General features: G+C 72.6%; 13 protein-coding genes and 1 pseudogene. 9 read left to right on the forward strand and 5 right to left on the reverse strand.

Features of this window, described 5'->3' with window-relative positions:
- The first annotated feature begins 48 nt into the window (after window positions 1-48).
- The 5 genes from ACFYZF_RS08510 to ACFYZF_RS08530 all read left to right on the forward strand — a co-directional run bounded on the left by ACFYZF_RS08510 (window position 49) and on the right by ACFYZF_RS08530 (window position 9,949).
- Entirely contained in the window at window positions 49-2,019 is a 1,971-nt protein-coding gene (locus ACFYZF_RS08510) for a CRTAC1 family protein (RefSeq protein ID WP_387017294.1), read from the forward strand.
- Window positions 2,016-3,011 carry an enediyne biosynthesis protein gene (locus ACFYZF_RS08515; RefSeq protein ID WP_387017296.1) on the forward strand — a complete coding sequence of 332 codons (996 nt, stop codon included), beginning with the start codon at window positions 2,016-2,018 and terminating at the stop codon, window positions 3,009-3,011. Before ACFYZF_RS08510 ends, ACFYZF_RS08515 begins: the two co-directional genes overlap by 4 nt.
- Before the next feature lie 97 nt (window positions 3,012-3,108).
- Window positions 3,109-8,928 carry an SDR family NAD(P)-dependent oxidoreductase gene (locus ACFYZF_RS08520; protein WP_387017298.1) on the forward strand — a complete coding sequence of 1,940 codons (5,820 nt, stop codon included), beginning with the start codon at window positions 3,109-3,111 and terminating at the stop codon, window positions 8,926-8,928.
- A gap of 1 nt (window position 8,929) precedes the next feature.
- The gene (locus ACFYZF_RS08525; protein ID WP_387017300.1) at window positions 8,930-9,403 is read left to right on the forward strand and encodes an acyl-CoA thioesterase; all 474 of its coding nucleotides are present in this window, start codon (window positions 8,930-8,932) and stop codon (window positions 9,401-9,403) included.
- Between the two features lie 45 nt (window positions 9,404-9,448).
- Complete coding sequence (locus tag ACFYZF_RS08530; protein ID WP_387018360.1) at window positions 9,449-9,949, forward strand: flavin reductase family protein; 501 nt, start codon at window positions 9,449-9,451, stop codon at window positions 9,947-9,949.
- A gap of 115 nt (window positions 9,950-10,064) precedes the next feature.
- Here ACFYZF_RS08530 and ACFYZF_RS08535 read toward each other — a convergent pair.
- From ACFYZF_RS08535 to ACFYZF_RS08545, 3 genes and pseudogenes are all read right to left on the reverse strand, one after another.
- Window positions 10,065-10,448 (reverse strand): annotated as a pseudogene (locus tag ACFYZF_RS08535) (hypothetical protein); the annotation flags it as partial.
- 130 nt (window positions 10,449-10,578) lie between these two features.
- Window positions 10,579-11,946, reverse strand: coding sequence for a cytochrome P450 (locus ACFYZF_RS08540; RefSeq protein WP_387017302.1), 1,368 nt, complete (start codon window positions 11,944-11,946; stop codon window positions 10,579-10,581).
- On the reverse strand, window positions 11,943-12,929 hold the full coding sequence (locus ACFYZF_RS08545; protein ID WP_387018363.1) for a DUF1702 family protein: 987 nt from the start codon (window positions 12,927-12,929) through the stop codon (window positions 11,943-11,945). Before ACFYZF_RS08545 ends, ACFYZF_RS08540 begins: the two co-directional genes overlap by 4 nt.
- A gap of 233 nt (window positions 12,930-13,162) precedes the next feature.
- On the opposite strand from ACFYZF_RS08545, the gene ACFYZF_RS08550 reads away from it, so the two are divergent.
- Both ACFYZF_RS08550 and ACFYZF_RS08555 read left to right on the forward strand, forming a co-directional pair.
- Entirely contained in the window at window positions 13,163-14,254 is a 1,092-nt protein-coding gene (locus ACFYZF_RS08550) for an SDR family NAD(P)-dependent oxidoreductase (protein ID WP_387017303.1), read from the forward strand.
- The gene (locus tag ACFYZF_RS08555; RefSeq protein ID WP_387017305.1) at window positions 14,251-14,952 is read left to right on the forward strand and encodes a maleylpyruvate isomerase family mycothiol-dependent enzyme; all 702 of its coding nucleotides are present in this window, start codon (window positions 14,251-14,253) and stop codon (window positions 14,950-14,952) included. Before ACFYZF_RS08550 ends, ACFYZF_RS08555 begins: the two co-directional genes overlap by 4 nt.
- Window positions 14,953-15,171: 219 nt before the next feature.
- Here the strand turns inward: ACFYZF_RS08555 and ACFYZF_RS08560 are convergent, their stop codons facing one another.
- Both ACFYZF_RS08560 and ACFYZF_RS08565 read right to left on the reverse strand, forming a co-directional pair.
- Window positions 15,172-15,984, reverse strand: coding sequence for a helix-turn-helix transcriptional regulator (locus tag ACFYZF_RS08560; RefSeq protein WP_387017307.1), 813 nt, complete (start codon window positions 15,982-15,984; stop codon window positions 15,172-15,174).
- A gap of 422 nt (window positions 15,985-16,406) precedes the next feature.
- Complete coding sequence (locus tag ACFYZF_RS08565) at window positions 16,407-17,471, reverse strand: carboxymuconolactone decarboxylase family protein (protein WP_387017309.1); 1,065 nt, start codon at window positions 17,469-17,471, stop codon at window positions 16,407-16,409.
- Window positions 17,472-17,793: 322 nt separating this feature from the next.
- Here ACFYZF_RS08565 and ACFYZF_RS08570 point away from each other — a divergent pair, with 322 nt between their 5' ends.
- Both ACFYZF_RS08570 and ACFYZF_RS08575 read left to right on the forward strand, forming a co-directional pair.
- Complete coding sequence (locus ACFYZF_RS08570) at window positions 17,794-18,393, forward strand: carboxymuconolactone decarboxylase family protein (RefSeq protein WP_387017311.1); 600 nt, start codon at window positions 17,794-17,796, stop codon at window positions 18,391-18,393.
- Between the two features lie 25 nt (window positions 18,394-18,418).
- Window positions 18,419-19,294, forward strand: a complete 876-nt coding sequence (locus ACFYZF_RS08575; protein ID WP_387017313.1) for an SDR family NAD(P)-dependent oxidoreductase — start codon at window positions 18,419-18,421, stop codon at window positions 19,292-19,294.
- Window positions 19,295-19,317 lie beyond the last annotated feature (23 nt).

The raw sequence follows: 19,317 nt of genomic DNA on the forward strand, positions 1-19,317 counted from the left end.
CATCGGCTTTGGCAGAAGTCGATGGCACTGTCGTAAGGAGACCTTACCGTGCTGGGTCAACGCACACGCTCGCTCAGTCCCGGAATAGTCGCGATTCTACTCGCGGCCTCGCTCTTTTTCATCATCGACAGCCGCGTGTCCGTCGCCGGAGCCGAGGAGGCCGCCACACGATACCGCTTCACCGAGCAGCCCATCGCCTACCCGGACGGCTACGACAAGCTGCCCAAGAGAACGATCCGGGACGTCAACCCGACGTACCACAAGATCCGGGCCTGGATCTCGTCGGTCGGCGCGAGCATCGCGCTCAACGACCTCACCGACCACGGCCGGGCCAACAGCATGTGCTTCGTGGACGTCCGCACCAACCACGTGGTGGTCACCTACGCGCCCACCGCGCCGAAGGAGGACCAGTTCACGCCGTTCATCCTCGACGCGGCGCCGCTGCCGATCGACGACACCATGGCGCCGATGGCCTGCGTCCCGGGCGACTACAACCTCGACGGCCGGATGGACCTGATGGTCACCTACTGGGGCCGGGTGCCGATCATGTTCCTGCGCAAGGCCGGCGCCACCACGGTGTCCAACGCCACGTACCAGCGCCAGGAGCTGCTGCCGCAGAGCTCGCCGGACGGCCGTTACCACGGTCCCAAGTGGCACACCAACGCCTCCCTGGTCAGTGACCTCGACGGCGACGGCAAGCCGGACGTGGTGATCGGCAACTACTTCCCCGAGTCCGACGTGCTCAACACCCGGGGCCAGGACAACGTCGAGATGAACGACACCCTGTCCAGCGCCACCAACGGCGGCGGCCTGCACGTGCTGCGCTGGCACTCGGCGACCACCGGGGACAACCCGTCGGTGAACTTCGTGGCGGAGCGCGGGGCGGTGCCGTTCAAGAAGTCCACCGGCTGGACGCTGGGCCTGGGCGCGGCCGACCTGACCGCGCGGGGGCTGCCGGACGTCTACGTCGCCAACGACTTCGGGCACAACCACCTGCTGCACAACATCTCCTCCCCCGGCCGGATCAAGTTCAAGGCGGCGATCGGGGAGCGCACCCCCACCACCCCCAAGTCGTTCGTGCTCGGCAACGGCTCGTTCAAGGGCATGGGCATCGACTTCGGCGACCTGGACCGCAACGGCAACTTCGACATGGTCGTCTCCAACATCACCACGGCCTGGGGCCTGGAGGAGAGCAACTTCGTCTGGATCAACCGGGCCCGCGACGAGCGCGACATGCTCGCCAAGCTGGGCAAGGGCGTCGCACCGTTCACCCAGGAGGCCCGGCCGCTGGGCATGGCCTGGAGCGGCTGGGGCTGGGACATCAAGTTCGGCGACTTCCTCAACAGCGGCGACCTGGAGGTCGTCCAGTCGCTCGGCTTCGTCAAGGGCAAGATCAACCGGTGGCCGTGGCTGCAGGAGATGGCCATGATGAACGACGACCTGCTGTCCAACCCGGCCATGTGGCCGAACCTGCAACCCGGTGACGACATCGCCGGCAGCCAGCCGCTGGCGTTCTTCGCCCGCACGGCCAGCGGCGAGTTCGCCAACATCACCAAGGAGGTCGGGCTCGACGTCCCGATCCCCACCCGCGGCGTCGCCACCGCCGACACCCGGGGCACCGGCGCGCTGGACCTCGCGGTCGCCCGGCAGTGGGGCCCGCCGGCGTTCTACGTCAACGAGGCGCCCAGCAAGGGCAACTTCCTGAACCTGCGGCTGTACCGGCCGGCGATCGGCGCCCCTGAGGGCCAGATGCTCTGCACCCCGGCGTACGGCGCCACCGTCACGGTGACCACGCCGGACGGCCGCAAGCAGATCTCCCAACTCGACGGCGGCAGCGGCCACGCCGGCAAGCGGAGCTTCGAGGTCCACTTCGGCCTCGGCAACAACAGTGGCCCGGTCACCGTCGACCTGCGCTGGCGCGACCTGGGCGGCCAGCAGCACAGCACCAGCCAGCAGCTCACCGCCGGAACGCACACCCTCGTGCTGACCGACCGCGTCGAGGAGGTTCCGAACCGATGACCACGATCGCCCCGCCCCCCAGCATCAACACCGCCCCCGCGGCCCGCGTCGCCCCCGCCCCGGCCAAACCGGAGCCCGACCGCCGCTACCTGGCCCTGCGCAACTTCGCCCTCTCCATCAGCATCTTCAACATCTTCGGCTACACCCTGCTCGGCTTCGAGCAGCCGTGGCTGTGGCCCATCTTCGCGGTGCTCACCGCCTACGCCGCCGAGATCACCTTCGAGCTGATCCGGGCCTGGGCCAAGAAGGAGACACCCCGGTTCCTCGGCGGCGGTGGCCGCCGGGTGTACGAGTTCCTGCTGCCCTCGCACATCACCGCGCTGGCCTGCAACATGCTCCTCTACGCCAACGACATGTTCCTGCCGATCGCGTTCGCCGTGATCGTCGGCGTCACCGGCAAGTACGTCCTGCAGGCCCCGGTCTACGGCCGGATGCGGCACTACATGAACCCGTCGAACTTCGGCATCACCATGGCGCTGGTCTGCTTCGGCTCCTGGATCTCCATCGCCCCGCCGTACGAGTTCACGGAGAACGCCAACACCTACTTCCGGGTGATGATCCCGATCATCATCGTCACCGCCGGCACCGTGATCAACGCGCTGCTGACCCGCAAGGTGCCGCTGATCGTGGGCTGGCTCGGCGGCTTCGCCATCCAGGCGTTCATCCGGCACTGGATCTGGGACGTCGCGCTGTTCTCCGCGCTCGGCGTGATGACCGGTGTGGCGTTCGTGCTGTTCACCAACTACATGATCACCGACCCGGGCACCACCCCGGCCAAGCCGATGAACCAGTTCATGTTCGGCTCCTCGGTGGCCATGGTCTACGGCGTGCTGATGCTGTTCAACGTCGTCTACACGCTCTTCTTCGCGGTGGTCGTGGTCTGCGGCATCCGCGGACTGGGCTGGTGGCTGGCACACCTGCGCAAGAAGTCCCGGGAGCGGGGCGCCGCGCCCGCCGGGCTGTCCCTCGGCACCCCCAGGCGCATCGCGTGATCCGGCGGGACAGGACGCGCCGCGCCGGCTGGCGCGCCGCGCCGGCCGACCAGGTCGACCCCGTCAGGGCGGTCGACGGACGAAGCGAGGAGCAGGAATGAGCGAACGCATCGCGGTCGTCGGGATCGCCTGCCGATATCCCGACGCCGAGAACCCCAACCAACTGTGGGAGAACGTGCTCACCGGCCGCCGGGCGTTCCGTCGGCTGCCCGACGAGCGGATGAACTCCGAGGACTACTACTCCCCCGACCCGACCGCGCCCGACCGGTTCTACTCGGCCAAGGCCGCCGTGATCGAGGGCTTCGAGTTCGACCGGGTCCGGTACAAGATCGCCGGCAGCACCTTCCGGTCCACCGACATGACGCACTGGCTGGCCCTGGACACGGTCGCCCGGGCGCTGGAGGACGCTGGCTTCCCCGACGGCGAGGGGCTGCCGCTGGCCACCACCGGAGTGGTCATCGGCAACACCCTCACCGGTGAGTTCAGCCGGGCCAACCTGCTGCGGCTGCGCTGGCCGTACGTGCGGCGCACGGTCGGGGCGGCGCTGCGCGAACAGGGCTGGGGCGACGCCGAGGTCGGCACGTTCCTCGACGAGCTGGAGCCGCGCTACAAGGCGCCCTTCCCGCCGATCGACGAGGACACCCTGGCCGGCGGCCTGGCCAACACCATCGCCGGGCGGGTGTGCAACCACTTCGACTTCAAGGGCGGCGGCTACACCGTCGACGGCGCCTGCTCGTCGTCGCTGCTGTCGGTCTCCACCGCCTGCAACGCCCTGGCCAACGGCGATCTCGACGCCGCCGTGGCCGGCGGGGTGGACCTGAGCATCGACCCGTTCGAGGTGATCGGCTTCGCCAAGACCGGGGCGCTGGCCACCGGGGAGATGCGGGTGTACGACCGCAACTCCAACGGGTTCTGGCCGGGCGAGGGCTGCGGCATGCTGGTGCTGATGCGCGACGAGGACGCCGTGGCGCGCGGGCTGCGGCGGCACGCCGTCATCGCCGGCTGGGGCTACTCCTCCGACGGCAAGGGCGGCATCACCCGGCCCGAGGCCAGCGGGCACCGGCTGGCCATCCGCCGGGCGTACGAGCGCGCCGGCTACGGCATCGACTCGGTCGCTTACCTGGAGGGTCACGGCACCGGCACCGCCGTCGGCGACGCCACCGAGCTGACGGCGTTCACCGAGGCCCGGCAGGAGGCCGACCCGGCGGGCGCGCCCGCCGCGATCAGCACCGTGAAGGGCAACTTCGGCCACACCAAGGCCGCCGCCGGGGTCGCCGGGCTGCTCAAGGCGATCCTCGCGGTACGCCAGCAGGTCATCCCGCCGGCCACCGGGCACGTTGACCCGCACCCGGTGCTCGACGTGGAGCGTCCCGCCGTGCGGGTGCCCGCGACGGCGGAGCTGTGGCCGGCGGACAAGCCGGTCCGGGCGGCGGTGTCCTCGATGGGCTTCGGCGGCATCAACGCCCACGTGGTGGTCGAGAGCGCGGAGAACGGCCGGCGGACCCGGATCGGGGCGTCGACGGCCGCGCTGGTGCGCTCCCGGCAGGACACCGAGCTGCTGATGTTCGACGCGCGCACCCCGGAGGAACTGGGCTCCCGGCTGTCGGACCTGGCACCGTGGGTCGGCCGGCTGTCGTACGCGGAACTGGGCGACCTGGCCGCGACCCTGGCCGGGAAGCTGGCCGACCGGCCGGTGCGGGCGGCGGTGGTCGTCGCGTCGCCCGAGCAGGCGCGGCAGCGCCTGGAGCGGCTGGTCGAGCTGGTCGACTCCGGCGAGCAGCGGGTGATCGACGCGACCGGGGGCGTCTTCCTCGGCTCGACGGGTTCCGCCCCGCGGATCGGGTTCCTGTTCCCCGGGCAGGGCGCGGGTCGGCGGGCCGACGGCGGCGCGCTGCGCCGCCGGTTCGAGGAGGTCGACACCCTGTACCAGGACCACCAGCCGCCACCCGGCGCGGACCTGGTGGCCACGGCGGTGGCGCAGCCGCGGATCGTGACCGCGTCGGTCGCCGGCCTGCGGGTGCTGTCGATGCTCGGGGTGCGGGCGGTCGGGGCCACCGGGCACAGCCTCGGCGAGCTGACCGCGCTGCACTGGGCCGGCGCCATGGACGAGGCGACGCTGATCGCGACCGCCGGCGCACGTGGCCGGATCATGGCAGACGCCAGCGCCGGCGACGGCACGATGGCCAGCATCTCCGCCGCCCCCGAGGTGGTCGAGCCGCTGCTGGTCGGTACGCCGGTGGTCATCGCCGGCTACAACAGCCCGCAGCAGACCGTGGTCTCCGGTCCGGTCGCGGCGGTGGAACAGGTCGGCGCGCTGGCCGAGCGGTCCGGGCTGTTCTGGACCCGGATCGCGGTGTCGCACGCCTTCCACTCGGAGGCAGTCGCCCCGGCCGCGGTCGCGTTCGCCGAGCACCTGGGCGGCCTGCCCTTCGCCCCGCTGTCCGGTGGGATGGTCTCCACGGTCACCGGGGACGTGCTGCCGGCCGACACCGACGTACCCGACCTGCTGCGCCGGCAGGTGCTGGACCCGGTGCGGTTCACCCAGGCGGTGCGCCGCCTGGCCGACGACGCCGACCTGCTGCTGGAGGTCGGTCCGGGTCGGGTGCTGCGCGGCCTGGCCGCGGACATCGCCCCGGAGGTGCCGACGATCTCGCTGGAGACCGACAGCCTGTCGCTGGCGGGCCTGCTCAACGCGGTCGGCGCCGCGTACGCGGCTGGCGCGGCGGTGAACCACTCGGTGCTGTTCCAGGACCGGTTCACCCGGCCGTTGGAGCCGGGCCGGCCGCTGCGGTTCTTCGCCAGCCCCGCCGAGTCGGCACCGGCCGGGGACTTCGCGGTGGCCCGTGCGGGGGCCGAGCCGGCCGCCGTCGCGGTGTCGCCGGCCGGCGCGTCGGTCGCGGCCTCCGGGCCCGGCGCGACGGTCGACACCCTGGAACTACTGCGCCGGCTCGCCGCCGAGCGGGCGGAGCTGCCGCTGGAGGCCGTACGGCCGGACAGCCGGCCGCTGGACGAGCTGCACCTCAGCTCGATCACCGTCGGGCAGATCGTCAACCAGGCCGCCCGGGAACTCAACGTGACCGCCCCGACGCTGACCTCCAGCTACGCCACCGCCACGGTGGCGGAGATCGCGCAGATCCTGGACGAGGCCGGCGGTGGTGGCGACGCGGAGGAAGCGGAACGGTCGATCGCCGGGGTGGCCCCGTGGGTCCGGGCGTTCGCCGTGGACCTGGTGCCCACCGAGGCCGGTCCGCGGGTCGGTGCCCCGGTCGAGGGCGGCTGGCAGGCGTTCACCGCCGGGCACAGCCCTCTCGCCGAGCCGTTGCGCGCGGCGCTGCAACAGGCCCGGGTCGGCGGTGGGGTGCTGCTGTGCCTGCCGCGCGACTGTCAGCCCGAGCACATTCCGGTGATGCTGCGGGCCGCCCGGGCCGCCGTGTCGCAGGGTGGCCCCGTCCGGTTCGTGGCGCTGGGCGACCGGCGCAACGCGGCCGGCCTGGCCAAGACGCTGCACCAGGAGCACCCGGAGATCACCACCACGGTGATCACGCTGCCGCTGGCCGGCGACCCGTCCGCCGACGACATCGCGGCCACGGTGTCCCGGCTCGTCGCCGACGTGGCGGCGACCGCCGAATTCAGCGAGGTCAACTACGACGCCGACGGCAACCGGTACGTGCCGGTGCTGCGGCCGGCGTCCCTGCCGCCCAACGGCGGGCCCGGCCTCGGGGTGGAGGACGTGCTGCTGGTCACCGGGGGCGGCAAGGGCATCACCGCCGAGTGCGCCCTGGCGCTGGGGCGGGACACCCTGACGGCGGTCGGCCTGATCGGCCGCTCCGACCCGGCGGCCGACGCGGAACTGGCGGCCAACCTGGAACGGCTCACCGCCGCCGGGGTGCGCTTCCACTACGCCCGGGCGGACATCACCGCCCTGGACGAGGTGAAGGCGGCCGTCAACGACATCGAGCGGGTGCTCGGCCCGGTCACCGGTGTGCTGCACGGCGCCGGCCGCAACGAGCCGACCACGGTGGTCAGCCTCGACGAGGCGACGTTCCGGCGGACCATCGCGCCGAAGATCGACGGGCTGGAGGCCGTGCTCGCCGCGACCGACCCGCACACGCTGCGGCTGCTGGTCACCTTCGGCAGCATCATCGGCCGGGCGGGGCTGCGCGGCGAGGCGCACTACGCCACGGCCAACGACTGGATGACCGACCTGACCCGCCGGGTCGGCGAGGACTACCCGCACATCCGGTGCCTGGCGCTGGAGTGGTCGGTGTGGTCCGGCGCCGGCATGGGCGAGCGGCTCGGGGTGCTGGAGGCCCTCACCCGCGACGGCATCGCGCCGATCCCGGTGGAGGCCGGCATCGCCACCCTGAAGGAGGTGCTGGCCAGCCCGTCCGCGCCGCAGGCGCTGGTGGTGATGGGCCGCGCCGACGGCCTGTCCACGGTCACGCTGGAGCGGCGCGAGTTGCCGCTGCTGCGCTTCGTCGACCGGCAGCAGGTGCACTACCCGGGCGTGGAGCTGGTCGTGGACGCCGACCTGACCGCCGACGACGACCTCTACCTGCCCGACCATCTGCTCGACGGGGACCTGCTCTTCCCCGCCGTGCTGGGCATGGAGGCGATGGCGCAGGCGGCGGCGGCGCTCACCGGGCGCACCGAGGCCCCGGTGCTGGAGGACGTCGAGCTGCTGCGCCCGATCGTGGTGCCGCCCTCGGGCAGCAACACGATCCGGATCGCGGTGCTCGCCGCGGCCGACGGCTCGGTCGAGGCGGTGGTGCGCAGCAGCGACACCAACTTCCAGGCCGACCACTTCCGGGCCCGGCTGCGCTGGGACCAGCCGCTGCGGGTGGAAGCCCGGCCGGGGACCGCCGCCGCGCGGCTGTTGCCGATCGACCCGGCCCGCGACCTGTACGGCCCGGTGCTGTTCCAGGGACGGCGGTTCCAGCGCCTGCTGGGCTACCTGGACCTGGCGGCGACGAGCTGCACGGCGCGGGTGTCCAACCGGCCGGTCGACGCGTGGTTCGCCCGGTACCGGCCCGGCGACCTGGTGCTCGGCGACCCGGGCACCAGGGACACGGTGATGCACGCGTTGCAGTGCTGCGTGCCGGACGCGACCCTGCTGCCGGGGGCTATCGAGCGGCTGTACCTGGCCGACCCGAAGGTCGCCGCCACCCTGGACACCGTCACCATCCACGCGGTGGAGCGGCTGCGCCAGGGCGACACCTACCACTACGACGTGGACGTCTGCGACGGCGACGGCAACCTCGTCGAGCGGTGGGTGGGGCTGCGCCTGCACGCCGTACGCAAGCAGGACGGCACCGGGCCGTGGCTGCCGGCGCTGGTCGGCCCGTACCTGGAGCGGCGGGCCGGCGCGTTCCTGCCCGACGAGCTGCGCTGCGTCGTACGGCCCGACGACCCGGACGCCACCGGCACGCCGGCCCGGCGCCGGCAGACCGCCCGGGCGGTGAGCTGGGCGTTGGGCGCGGAGACGACGGTGCGCTACCGGCCCGACGGCAAGCCGGAGGTCGACGGGGACGTCCGGATCTCCGCCTCGCACAGCGCCGGGGTCACCTTCGCCGTCGCCGGCGCCTCGGCGGCGGTGGGCTGCGACGTGGAGCTGGCCGCGGCCCGTTCCGCCGAGGAGTGGGAGGGCCTGATCGGCCCGGACGGGGTCGCCCTGTCCACGCTGCTGGCCCGGGAGCAGGGCGAGGACCTGTCGGTCGCCGCCACCCGGGTCTGGGGCGCGGTGGAGTGCCTGCGCAAGAACGGCCACACCCGGGTCGACCTGGTGGCCGAGCCGAACGGAACGGCCGGCTGGGTCGCTCTGCGGTCGGGGGCGGCGCGGGTCGCCACCTTCGTCACCGCGCTCAACGGCATCGGCGACCCGGTGGTGTTCACGATGCTGGCGGAAGGAGTCAGGTGAGATGGAGTCCTACTACGAGTACCGGCACCTGGTGGGTTTCGAGGAGACCAACCTCGTCGGAAACGTCTATTACGTCAACTACATGCGCTGGCAGGGCCGGTGCCGGGAGATGTTCCTGCGGGACGAGGCGCCGGAGGTCCTGGCGGACATCCGCGACGACCTGAAGCTGTTCACGCTCAAGTGCGAGTGCGAGTTCTTCACCGAGATCACCGCGTTCGACGAGTTGTCGATCCGGATGCGGCTGGAGGACCTCACGCAGACCCAGATCGGCTTCGCGTTCGACTACGTGCGGCTGCGCGACGGCTTCGAGGAGCTGGTGGCCCGGGGCCGGCAGCGGATCGCGTGCATGCGCGGCCCGAACACCGACACCCGGCCGACCCGGGTGCCGGACACGCTGCGCACGGCCCTGTCGCGCTACGCGGTGCCCCTCGCCGCGGGCGGCCGGCGGGTGTCCGAAGGCGTCGGGGAGGGCTGAGCCGTGACCAGAGCGGACCAGCGACCGACCGCCGGACCGGCGACGATGCCGGCGCCCGCGGCCGACCACGCCGAACTGCGGGCGGTGATGGGGATGTTCGCCACCGGCGTGACGGTGGTGACGTCGGGCCGGGACCTGCCGCACGGCATGACCGCGAACGCGTTCACCTCCGTGTCGCTGGACCCGGCGATGGTCCTGGTGTGCGTGAAGCGCAGCGCCGTCATGCACGACACCGTCCTGGCCCAGGGCACCTTCGCGGTGTCCATCCTGGCCGCCGACCAGGAGGGGCTGGCCCGGTACTTCGCCAGCTCCAGCAGGCCCCGCGACGAGCGGGAGTTCGAGACGGTGCGGTGCGAACCGGGCCCGCACACCGGCGCGCCGATCGTGACCGGGAACGTGGCCTGGGTGGAGTGCAAGCTGGCGGCGGTGTACGACGGCGGCGACCACTCCATCTTCCTCGGCTCGGTCCTCAGCACCGGCCGTGGTGACAGCAGTGACGCGCTGCTGTTCCATGGCGGCCGGTTCCGCGAGGTCAGCAAGGGCTGACCGGGTCGGCCGGGCGCCCACCGGGCCGACCACCGACGGCCGGGTCGGCCACGCACCCCGCGTGGTCGACCCGGCCGTCGGTGTCCGCCGCCTGTCCAGAAGTCCGTGGACGGGGTCAGCCGGCGTCGACCAGGGCTCGCCGGTACTCCGTCGTCCACTCCGCGTCACGCTGGTCGTCCGGCAGGCCGTCGAGGCCGGTGCGCAGGTTGTCCACGGCGGTGCGCTTGTCGCCGGGGACCAGGTACGCCAGCCCGAGGCCGAGCCGGGAGAAGGTGTGCGTCAGCCAGTACGCCGACGGCGGCGGCTCGGACCCGGCCCGTTCGGTGAGGTCACTCGCCTCACCGAGGAGGCGCTCGGCGGCGGCCCGGTCGCCGAGCAGCGCGTACCCGTGGGCGGCCTGCACGGCGTCGCCACCGCGGTGCGGGCCGGATGCCCCGGGGGTGTGGTAGGCGGCGAGGAGGTGTCGCACGATGCCCCGCAACGGTACGCCTCCGGACCGGCAGCGGAGCCAGCCGTGATGTGGGCGCCGCGCGGCTGTCGAGGTCGGGCGGCCCGACCCCCGGGCGGACACGACCCAGGCGCAACCGGCGGGAAGCACCGGTTGCGCCTGGGTCGACGGATCTGACGGGTCAGGCCTCGTGGACGTGCATCGGCAGGCCGCCCCGCACCCGCAGGGTCAGCATCGGCTCCGGCACCACCTGGTAACCGGGGCTCAGCGACAGGCGTAGCTGACGGGCCACACAGGCGAGAACGAACACCGCCTCCATCAGCCCGAGGTTGTTGCCGACGCAGAAGCGCGGGCCGGCGCCGAACGGGATGTAGGCATACCGCGGTCGGTCGGTGCGCCGGTCCGGGTCGAACCGGTCCGGGTCGAAGCGGTCCGGGTCGGGCCAGAACTCCGGGTGCCGGTGCAGGGTGTACGGGCACAGCACCAGGTCGGCGCCGGCGGGCACGTGCCACCCGCCCACGTTGTCGTCGGCCTGGGCGATGCGCGGCAGCAGCCACACCGGCGGGTACAGCCGCATCACCTCGTCGACCACCATGGCGGTGTACCGCAGCCGGTGCAGGTCCTCGTACACCGGGTTCCGGTCGCCGAGCACCTCGACGGCCTCGGCGTGCATCCGCTCCCACACCTCGTGGTGCTGGTCGAGCAGGTAGAAGGTCCAGGTGAGGGTGCTGGCGGTGGTCTCGTGCCCGGCCAGCAGCAGGGTGACCAGCTCGTCACGCATCCGCTGCCGGGCCACCCCAGGGTCGGTCTCCCGGCTGGTCGACTCGATGAGGCGGGACACCACGTCGTCGCGGCCCTCGGTCCCGCCGGGCTCCGCCCGCCGGTGCGCCACCAGCCGGTCGACGATCTCCTGGAGTTCGGCGCGGGCCCGGCGGAAGCGCAGCTGCCGGGGCAACGGCACCCAGGTCGGCACGGCACTCAGCGACATCATCTCGAAGATCGCCTGGTCCTGGACCGCCTCGAACGCCTCACCGATCCCGCCGAACTCGCTGAGGTCGGCGTCGAGCAGCGTCCGGCCCAGCACGCCGAGGGTCAGCTCGGTCATCTCGTGCCGGATGTCGACCGGGTCGCCGCCGGCCATGCGTTGCAGCCGGGCGGCCATCCGCACCGCCTCCTCGGCGACCGCGTCGGCCTGACGGGCGATGCGGCGCGCCTGGAACACCGGCTGGATCACCTTGCGCTGCTTGGTCCACAGCTCGCCCTCGCTGGTCAGCAGGCCGTCGCCGAGGGTACGGCGGGCATGCACCAGCCCGATGCCCTTGTGGTAGTTGCCGGGGTTCTCGGCCAGCACGTGCTTGGCGTGGTCGGGGTGGTTGAAGAAGTAGAGCGTCTTCGGCCCCAGCGGCAGCCGGACCGCGTCGCCGTGCCGGGCGGAGACCGCCCGCATGACGTCCAGCCGGTTGCGGGCCATCCGCCCGAGCAGCACCGGCGCCGTCCAGGGCGACGGCCCCGGCGGGCGCAGCCGGCCCCGGTCGGCGATGGCGGTCACGGCTGCACCCTCGCGCCGACCCGGAACCGCTCGGCCACGGCCCGCCGCCACACCTCGTAGGCGGGCAGGCCGTCGGCCGCCGGCCCGGCGGGGATCAGCTCGTCGGTGATCCGGCCCGCTTCGGCGGCGGAGGTCCGGCAGAACACCCGAGCCGCTAGCTCCGTGTGCGGCACCAGCAGCCCGGCCCTGATCCGGGCCTGCGCCGCGAACGCCGAGGCCTGGGCGACGAACGGGGCGTGCTCGCCCGCCCGGGTCAGGAACAGCCGCAGCTCGTCCTCGGTGCAACCGCCCGCGTACGTCGCCGCGAGCCCGGCGCCGCTGTAGAGGTCCTGGTGCCGGGCCGGCGCGAACCGGTCGATGAGGTCGGCCGCGAGCGTCGGATCGCACCCGGCGACGAACCAGGTGGCCCGGCCGATGCCCTGGTCGATGGCGCGGGCGGCGTACGAGGTCGGGCCCTCGGCCGGCCACGGGAAGTCGGTCAACGCGCGCCGGCCGTGCACGTACTCGTCGGTGTGGAAGTACGCCTGGTGGAAGCCGTAGCCGTCGTGCACGAGCCAGCGCAGCAGCGGGTCGGTGGCGGCCGCGAGAGCCCGCCGCCACAGGAACTTCGGCAGCCGGGCGAGCGCCCAGCCGATCCCGACGTACGCCATGTAGACGTGCCGGTCGCCGGTGCCGGCGAGGAACTCGGCGCTGCGCCGAGGTGTGCCCGGCATCAGCGCGTCGACCAGCGCGAAGCCCATGGCCGCGCCCTCGTAGGCGAACCCCTGGAACCGGGTGGGCAGCTTGGCGAGGTCGGTGTCGACGTCGGTCACCCGGCGGGCGCCGGCGGCCGAGGAGAGCCCGGTCAGGAACGACGAACCGACCGTTTCCAGGATGGTGCGGGCCTCCGGCCCCTTGTCGTGGAACCCCCGGGTGGAGACGAGGGTCTCCGAGACGTCGGGGGTGAGGACGCGGCGCCTGAGCGCCCTGATGGTGCCGGCCACCTGCTGCTCCAATACATCCAGGATTGACGATCCAACTGCCCCATCCTCCGGGCCGACCGGCGCCCGCCGCCACTTCCCGATTGCCCTCTGACCTGCGGCGTAATGGCCGGGACGACGGCACGCTGGGAGTAGTTCGCCGTCGCCGGACGGGGCACGATCGAGCCGCCCGCCAGGCCCGGCAGCCGCGACGCGCCGCGCGTCCCACGCCGGTCGCGGGCGGAGAGGAACTCGCGATGTTGGTACTTGTGACGGGCGGTACGGGCTTCGTCGGCGCGCACACGGTGGCGGCGCTCGCCGCGGCCGGACACCGGGTGCGGGTGCTGGCCCGCGACCCCGACCGGGTCGCCCCGGCCCTGTCGCCGCTGTCGGTGCCGAGCGACGCGGTGCAGGTCGCGGACGGCGACGTCACCGACGAGACGGCGGTGGCCAGGGCCGTCCGCGGCGTCGACGCGCTGGTGCACGCCGCCTCGGTCTACTCGTTCGACAGCCGATGGCACGAGGCCACCCGACGCACCAACGTGCGCGGCACGGAGGTGGTGCTGGCGGCGGCCCGCCGGCACGGGGTGGGGCGCTCGGTGCACGTGTCGACGTTCGGCGCGCTGCTGCCGTCCCCGGCCGGGACGGTGGGCCCGCAGTCGCCGCCGACCACGGCCCGGGAGACGTACCTGGCGAGCAAGGCCGCCGCGGAGCGGGTCGCCCGGCAGCACCAGGCGCACGGCGATCCGGTGGTGATCGCCTACCCGCCCGCCCTGCTGGGCCCGGCCGACCCGAAGCTCGGCGACCAGAACGCCCGGCTGCGCAACGTGTTGCGCGGCCTGATGCCGATGTGGCCCACCGGCGGCTTCCCGGTCGGCGACGTGCGGGATACGGCCGTGCTGCTCGCGGAGCTGGCCGCCGGGCCCGCCGGGGCCGGCGACCGGCACCTCGGCCCGGGCCGCTACCTGCGTACCCGCGACTACGTGGCGGCCGTGCGCGAGGTGACCGGCCGTCGGCTGCCCACGCTGTTCCTGCCGGCCCGGGCAATGCTGCCCTTCGCCTACGCCACCGACGTGGTGCAGCGGGTGTGGCCGTGGCACATCCCGGCCGAGTACGGCGCCTGCTATGTCTGCGCCTGCGACGCCCGCCCGGAGGATGCGGCGCGGTCGGCGGGGCCCGAGCCCCGGCCGTTCGCCGAGACGCTCGCCGACACCGTGCGCTGGCTGCACGGTACGGGGCGGCTCACGGCGGCGCAGGCCGGCCGGGCCGCCGCACCTGCCGACCCCGCCGCACCCGCGGCGGGATCCATCCGAGCCGCGGCAGCGCCGCGGAAGGAGGCACGATCATGACCGTCGTAGAACCGCACCCCGCCCGCTCGTCCGAGGCCCGCGCCGTCGCGGCCTACCGTCAGGTCCGGGACACCACGGCGGCCCTGCTGGCCCAGGCGCCCCCGGAGGCCGGCGCGCTGCCGGTGGCGAACTGTCCGGGGTGGACGGTCCGGGACCTCGTCGCGCACCTGGTGGAGGTCTGCGCGCGGGTGCACGGCCGGGCCACCGGGTCCACTCCCGGGCCGGTGCCCGCCGGCGGGCTGCCGGAGCTGCTCGACGAGTGGGAGCGGTTGAGCGGGCCGGTGGAGGAGTTCCTCGCCGGTCCGGGTTCGATGGACCGGCACATCCCGGTGATGGACGCGTTCACCCACGAGCTGGACCTGCGTCAGGCGCTGGGGGTGCCGCCACCGGTCGACCACCCGGCGCTGCCGGTGGCCTCGGGTGTCCTGCTGACGGGGCTCTCCGCCTCGCTCGACGGCCACGGCCTGCCGCCGCTGGCGGTCGAGACCGAGCACGGGCGGCGCGTGGCGGGAACGGGCGAGCCGGCGGTCACGATGTCCGGCCCGTGGTACGAGGTCTATCTGTCGCTGGCCGGTCGCCGCACCACGGCGCAGATCCGGTCGCTGCGGTGGAGCGCGGATCCGGGGCGCTGGCTGCCTGCGTTCACCTGGGGGCCGTTCCGGGTGCCGGAGTCGTCGGGCGCCGAAACCGTACGCTGAACGTCGGTTTGCGACGCGTGCGCCGGTCGGCGTCCCGGCCGACCGGTGCCCCCGTCCCACCGGCCTGCTCCCCTCCCCCTGGGAGGTCTTTCAGGGCTCGTTGCCGGGTCCCGCGCGGCCCGCGCCCTCATCCCCCGGTGGCGACGCCGCCGCCCGGTCCGTGGCTCCGGCGCGACCCCGGGCCCGGGGTGCGGGGTCGCCACCGCCCGGTGGCTGCGGTCACGACTTGGCCCCGTGCAGCATCCGCGACGACCGGTTGGTGCGCCGGTCGTTGCGGGCGAAGCCGTGCCGGGTCCGGCTGCCGGGGGTGCTGCTGTCCAGTTCGGGCAGCGCGATCAGGATGGGCAGGTCGAACACCCCGGTGTGGTGCAGCTCCAGGTCCACCGTGAGTTCCTCGCCGACGGCGACGGTGAGCGCGTCGTGGGAGCCGACCGCCAGGGGCCGGCGCATGGACGGCCGGGCCGCGATGTCGTCGAGCGCGATCGCCGCGGCGCGCAGGTACCACTCCCCCTCCGGCACGTCACGCAGCATGTACTCGCCGGAGGCCTCCAGGATGTCGCAGGAGGCCGGCAGGCCCTGCACGATGGGGCTGTCGAAGATGCCGACATACACCTTGACCGGCACGTCGACCTGGGGCAGGACGAGGCGCCCGCCGATGCTGGCGCGACGGCGCGGGCCGGCCGTGCGGGTGCGGGCCAACTGTGGGATGCCGTGCTCGGCCAGCCACCGGTACCGGGCCGGCGAGATGCCCACGCTGCGGGTGAACCGGCTGATGAAGGTGCCCAGGCTGTTGTAGCCGACCGCGTAGGCGATGTCGGTGACGCTCATGTCCGTCTCGAGCAGCAGGTTCTTGGCCTTGTAGAGCCGGATCGCGGTCAGGAAACGACCTGGCGAAGTGCCCGTCTTGGACCGGAAGAGCCGGGAGAAGTAAAAGCGGCTGAGAAAGGCTGAATCGGCCATTGCGTCGAGCGACAGCGGTTCGTGGTAACGATCCCACATGATCGAGATGGCTCTTTCGACGGCGTTGTGCACGGCGAATCAACTCCATTCGGTGAACACGTTGGAGACACTCCGGCCGCACCCTGGCACGATGTGCCCGTGCGCCGGGCGCCGGCCGCGGGGGCGTCCCCACGACCGGCGACGTGGTCCTGCCCAAGGGTCGCCACGACTTCGTCGTCGCACCGTATCGGAACAGGTGTTCGATCATCCGGTGAAAACTGCGAAGAATCGCCAGTTCACCGGCCTGGTCGGGCAGTGTAAGTGCGGACCGAAACCTCTCGAGTCGCCCTTACTGTGAGTGTCCTAAGCGGTCCGGATGGGTTAGGACGATACCACGCATGGAGATCAATAAATACGGTAGTTTTCAACGTTCTTACTCGCAGCGACGTGACTTAATCTGACAGTCGCAGCGATTATCCGAATTGTTCGACGATGCGCGCCGTGTCCGGACATGATCAGTGCGGGACCGGGAGCTGGCCACCCAGCCACCGGGCCGCCGCCATCGCCGCCCAGGAGCAGATCTCGACCAGCGTCCGATCGTCCGCGCCGACCTGCCGGCAGCTACGCACGACCCCCGGGTCCACCTGGTACGAGGCGAAGGCCACCAGCAGGGCCAGCCGACCCACGGGGCGCTGGTTCTCGGGCAGTCCCCCGACGAGCTCCTCCACCCAGTCCCGGCTGATCCCCCGCGGACCGCCGCGCCAGCCGACCAGGTTGACCAGCACCAGGTCGCGGACCGCCTCGGGCACCGAGCGGCGCCCCGCCGCGTCGATCGCGGCGCAGGCCCGGCCGAACGCCTCCGCGATCGCCGGGTTGCCGGCCGCCCAGGACAGGTCCGCCGGCAGCGGCGCGGCCGGCAGCAGCTCCAGGGACCGGCCCGGCTCGTGCGGACGCCGCGACGCGCTCATCATGGCCCAGCCGAGCACCCGCAGCACCATGGGCAGGGCGACCTCCGGCACCCCGGGTGGCAACGGCACGTCGCGCAGGAACACGTTCACCACCCGGTTGAGGTAGTGCAGCAGCACCGCCACCCCGGCCAGCTCCGGCATCTGGGCCGAGGGGAACGGCGGCCGGTCCGGCCGGGTCCGCCCGTCGGCGGGCATCGCCCAGGCGACGATCTCCTCCAGCGCCACCTCGCCGACGCCCGGTTCCAGGTCCGATCGGGTGGGCCCATCGGGGCCGGCGCCGCCGAGCAGGTCCAGCGCGTTGTTGTGGATGGTCGCGCAGTACGGGCAGGCGTTGCCCAGCGAGACCGCGGTGGCCACCGCCTCCTTGGCCGCCCGCGGGGCGGCGCCGGGGACGACCAGCGCCTCCCGGAGCAGCATCCACGCGGCGGCCAGCGCCTCGGGGGCCGGGGCATGCAGGGCCACCGGCGGCGCGAGCACGCCGAAGTCCCTTTCCACCTGCTTGTACACCTCGGCCACCAGGCCGCTCGCCCGACCCCGACGCACCGCGCCGACGTATCGGATCTGCGTCAACCCGAGCGCGCCCAGCACCGGTCGCAGCACACTTGCCGGCATCACGCACCTCATCCATCTCTGTGAATTGAATACAGGCTATCGGCGAAAAGTACCTTCATCCAGTACTCGGTACGGTCGAGCCGCGCCGTCGGTCGGCCGCCGGACGGTTGCAGTAGGCAACCTGGGAGAGCATCGGACCTGCGAATACGTGCCATCATGGGCCAGCGGAATCGCTGCCCGACCGCCGTCGTCGGCGTTTCCGTGTCGCCCCGCAGCCCCGTCGGAGATCGCTGCGGCCAGCGCCGACAGCACTCCGGTTTCGCCCCGGAGCGTAATGTCGCACGGCTGGCCCGGCGTCGCCCGAGCACCGAGGAGAAGGCTCATGGAAACGACGACGAAACAGCCGGGAGTCAGAGTCCCGATGATAGACGAGGATAAGGCGGAGGGACGCACCGCCGAACTCTACGAAGAAATCAAGGCGGTCACCGGGCTGCCATTCGTGCCGGACATGTTCCGGCTCACCTCCACCAATCCGCGGCTGCTCGCGGTGGTGCTCGCCGGATACGGCGGCGTCTTCGGCGGTGACACGCTCCCCCGGCACATTAAGGAACTGATCTCGGCCTGGACGTCCAAGCTCAACGGCTGCCCGTACTGCGTCGGGACGCACAGCTGGTTCCTGAGCCAGTTCGGCGGCAGCGACGAACTGCTGGAGGCGGTGTCGGACGCGAACACCGCGGAGGAACTGCCGGTCGACGAGCGCACCCTGCCGCTCATGCAGCTGGTGACGAAGGTGAGCACCGGCGCGTACAAGATCACCGACGCGGACTGGGAAAAGGCCGCCGCGGCCGGCTGGAGCGACGCCGAGATGTTGGAGGCGGTCTTCTGCGCCTGCCTGTTCGCGTTCATCAACCGATTGGTCGACGCCACCGGCCTGGGCTCCTCCGTCGACCGCAGCCGCATCGCGCGGCTGTCCGACGAGTGAATCCCGGCCGGGAAGGGACGCCATCATGACCCAGTCACGCGCAATCCTGCTGACCGGTGCCTCGTCGGGCACCGGCATGTCCTCGGGCAGCGGCAAGGCAACCGCACTGCGGCTGCACCGGGCCGGCTGGCCGGTCTACGCCACGGGGCGCAACGTGGAGGCCCTGGCCGACCTGGCCGACGAGGGAATCACGGTGCTCTACCTCGACGTCAACGACGAGGAGTCGATGGCCGCGGCGGTCAAGCGGATCACCGACGAGCACGGTGCGGTCGGCACCCTCATCAACAACGCCGCGTACAGCCTCAACGGCACCATCGGCGAGACCCCGATGGACCAGGTCCGCGCCCAGTTCGAGACGAACGTCTTCGGGCTGTGCCGGCTCACCCAGATGGTCCTGCCCGGCATGCGCGAGCAGGGCGGCGGGCGGGTGATCATGATGTCGTCGATCTTCGGCATGTTCGCCACCCCGGGCCGGGGCTACTACCAGGCCACCAAGCACGCGCTGGAGGCCATCAGCGACTCGCTGCGCCTCGAGGTGGCTCCCTTCGGCATCAAGGTGGTGGTGCTCCAACCGGCGCCCATCCTGGGCGGCTTCGTTCCCGACAGCGTCGCCGACCTGGGCATGGACTCGCACGAGAACCCCGCGCTGTACCGGGACTTCTGGGAGCACTTCGTCGACTGGCACCAGGCGTACCGGCTCAGCGACAACCCGCCGCTGCGCGGCAAGATCGCGGTCCGGGCGGAGAACGTCGCCAAGGTACTCGAGACGGCGGTCTCCACCCCGAACCCGCGCATCCGCTACCGGCTCGGCATGCCGCCACGACTGCTGCCGAAGATGCGGGCGATGATCGGTGAACGCGGGTGGGAGAAGTTCGTGCGGGCGTTCTTCCCCGTACCCTGACCGCGGGCACGAGCGGCGCCGAC

Source organism: Micromonospora sp. NPDC001898, from assembly GCF_042891255.1.
Lineage (GTDB): Bacteria > Actinomycetota > Actinomycetes > Mycobacteriales > Micromonosporaceae > Micromonospora.